Genomic DNA, 3,120 nt, shown 5'->3' with positions numbered 1-3,120 from the left:
CCATCGGGACCGCATCGCCGGAGGCCTCTTTGGCGTCGGCGCTCAGGACGTCCTGCTGCCCCTCGGGCGGAAGCTTCGCCGCCAACTGGAGGGACAGCCCCACCGTGTCGAGGATCCAATAGCTCAGGTTTCCGCTGTACCCCGCCTTGCCCGGGGCCATGAACATCTGCACCCGGTCCGGCGGAAGCGCGTTGGCGAACTGCATGAGCTTCAGGGCCTCCAGCGGCGTCAGGTCGGTATCGACGGCGGCGATGACCTCGTCGATGAGGGCGGGGATACGGGGCAGGATCGCCGGGGACTTCAGCTTGGACAGGACGATATCCATGAACTTCTGCTGCCGCTGGACGCGGCCGATGTCCCCCAGAGGGTCATGCCGGAAGCGGACGTACCCCAGGGCCGTCTTGCCGTCCATGTGCTGCTGCCCCTTCGAGATGTTGATGAAGAGCTTGCCCGAGTAGTCCGTGTACTTCAGCTGCTTGTCCACGTAGATATCGATGCCCCCGATCAGGTCTATGATCCGGGGGAAGCTCTTGTAGTTGACCATCACGAAATAGTTGACCGCCATCCCGGTCAGGTTCACCACGGTCTCCTTCAGAAGGTCGATGCCCCCGTAGACATAGGCGTGGTTGATCTTGTCCCAGTTGCGCCCGGGGATCTGCACACGGGAGTCCCTGGGGATGGAGGCCACGCGCACCGACTTGTTTTCCGCGTCGAAGATCGCCAGGGCGATCGCGTCGGTGCGCGAGCCGCCGTCCACGTTGTCCAGCCCCACGACGAGGACGTTCACCGTGCCCAGGACGGGGTCGATATAGGGCCCCTCATCCCTCTCCGGTTGTGCGTCGTCGCTCCCGACGGCCAGGGACTGCCCCAGGTCGAGAGGATCTTTTGGAAACAGGATCTCCTTCAGACGAAAAGCGGCCCCTCCCGAAACTGCCAGAAGGAGCAGGAGGGCGATCCCGAAAATCTTGAGAAATCTCACTGCCGCGACACCTCCATACTCGACGCCTCCACATTCCCGTAGAGCCCCGCGGACTCGATGTACGCCTCGACGAGACGGGGCACCAGGAAGCGTACGCCCCGGCCGTCGCCGGCCCGCCGACGAATCTCGGTGCTGGAGATGGCGAACTCGGGGATCTCGACCAATCTGATATTGTCCCGGATTCCTTCGGGGAGGGAATCCACTCCCTGGACATCATACCCCGGTCGGGTCGCCGTGACCAGCGTACAAAGCGTGGGAAGGAGCAGGTAGTCCACCCACGTATCGATGGAAAGGAGGGCATCCAGCCCCGTGATGAAAAAGAGGTCTTCGGGAGGCGTTCCCCCTGCGATAAACTCCCTCAGCGTGTCCACGGTGTGGGTGGGCCGCTTCCGATCGATCTCCATCCGGGAGACGGAGAACTCCGGAACCCCGGCCGTCGCCAGCAGCGTCATGGCGTAGCGATCCTCGGCGGGCGTCACCCGGCGATCCGTCTTGTGCGGAGGGGAGCCCGTCGGGACGAAGACGATCCGATCGATACCAAGGCAGCGGCGGCATTCCTCGGCCGCCAGCAGATGCCCGTAATGGATGGGGTCGAACGTCCCTCCCATGATGCCCGTCTTGATGGACACAGCGACAACCCTCCCTAGATGGGGGCGCCTGCCCCGCGTTTCAAGCCCGTGCGACGCTGCCTCGACGCGGCCGCCGAACGCCGGAGGGGAAGAAAATGTCCGCCCTCCAGGACGGGGCCCGCCGCACACACAGGGACTACTCGATAATTCTATCAGGTTGGAACTCGAATTCCGCCTCCCCGATCAGGACCCTGTCCCCCTCCCGGGCGCCCGCATCCTCCAGGGCCTCCTCGACGCCGAGCCGTTTCAAAAGGCGCGCGAACTTCATCATCGCGTCCTCCTGGTCGAAGTCGATGCGCCGGACGGAGCGCTCCAGGTTCTCGTGCTCCACGCGGAAGCTCCCGTCGTTCATACGGCGGACCTCGACGGGCTCCGGCCTTCCGCCCCTCCGCCTCGGCAGCTCCCGGACGGCGGGCGCCTCCGCAAGGGAGACGGTGCCCTCGGGACGGGGATAAAGCCTGACAAGCTCGACGATCCTGTCGATCAGGACCGGGATCCCCTCCCCCGTCAGCGCGCTGACGCAAAGGCAGGGGATGCCCAGACGCGACATCTCCTCCTTCAGGATCGCGGCGTTCTCCTCCGAGCCGGGCAGGTCCGTCTTGTTCCCGACCGCCAGGCAGGGACGCTCCGTGAGCCGGGCCCCATAGGCCTCGAACTCGCCGCAGACGATTCTCCAGTTTTTCAGCACGTCGGGCTCGGACAGGTCCACCACGTGGACCAGCACCCGGGTCCGCTCCACGTGACGCAGGAAATGGAGCCCCAGCCCCTTGTCCTCGTGCGCCCCCTCGATCAGGCCCGGGACGTCGGCGATGACGATCTGCTGATCGTCGACGGCCAGGACCCCCAGGTTCGGGGAAAGGGTCGTGAAGGGATACCCCGCGACCTTCGGCCTCGCGCCGCTGATCGCCGCAAGGAGGCTCGACTTCCCCGCGTTAGGGAACCCCACCAGTCCGACGTCGGCAATAAGTTTCAGCTCCAGGGTCAGGGTCCGTTCCTCGCCCGCGTCGCCCTTCTCCGCGAAACGCGGCGCCCGGCGCACCGAACTCGCAAAATGTGCGTTTCCCCGCCCCCCGCGGCCGCCCCTGGCGGCGACGAAGGTCTGGCCCGGCTCGACGAGGTCGGCAAGGATGTTCCCCGCCTCGTCCCGGACCAGGGTGCCGCAGGGCAGGGAGACGCGCAGGTCCTCGCCGTCCGCACCGGTCCGCATCGCTCCGCCGCCGTGCCCCGCGTGTCCCGCCTGAAAGCGGCGGTTGAACTCGAAGTCGGCCAGGGTGACGATCCCCCCCACCGCCTCGAAGATCACACTCCCGCCCCGTCCGCCGTCCGCGCCGTCGGGACCGCCCTTGGGGATGAATTTTTCCCTGCGAAAGCTGAGGGCCCCATTCCCTCCGCGCCCCGCCTTGACCATTATCCTGGCCAGATCGATGAACTTCATGGGCAACACCACCACTCGAAAAAAACAGGGAAGCGCTGATCAAAACAAAAAATGAATATTCTATCACGTATAAATAT

The 3,120-nt window shown here is 65.2% G+C and carries 3 protein-coding genes; all 3 read right to left on the bottom strand.

Features of this window, described 5'->3' with window-relative positions:
- Positions 1-979, bottom strand: a 979-nt coding sequence (locus tag Q0176_RS01260; protein WP_299298282.1) for an LCP family protein, incomplete at its 3' end; no start/stop codon positions are given.
- Positions 976-1,608 carry a nicotinate-nucleotide adenylyltransferase gene (gene nadD, locus Q0176_RS01255; RefSeq protein WP_299298280.1) on the bottom strand — a complete coding sequence of 211 codons (633 nt, stop codon included), beginning with the start codon at positions 1,606-1,608 and terminating at the stop codon, positions 976-978. The genes Q0176_RS01260 and nadD, both read right to left, overlap by 4 nt.
- A gap of 136 nt (positions 1,609-1,744) precedes the next feature.
- Positions 1,745-3,043, bottom strand: coding sequence for a GTPase ObgE (obgE, locus tag Q0176_RS01250; RefSeq protein ID WP_299298277.1), 1,299 nt, complete (start codon positions 3,041-3,043; stop codon positions 1,745-1,747).
- Between the last annotated feature and the right edge of the window lie 77 nt (positions 3,044-3,120).

This window comes from uncultured Fretibacterium sp., from assembly GCF_938040765.1.
In the GTDB taxonomy this organism is placed as follows: Bacteria; Synergistota; Synergistia; order Synergistales; family Aminobacteriaceae; genus CAJPSE01.
The sequence above is the reverse complement of the archived record's forward strand: the minus strand, read 5'-3'. Positions and strand labels throughout refer to the sequence as shown.

What these genes read in the sequence shown, in the direction of transcription:
- obgE (WP_299298277.1), bottom strand. Translation starts at nt 3,043, where the DNA reads ATGAAGTTCATCGATCTGGCCAGGATAATGGTCAAGGCGGGGCGCGGA.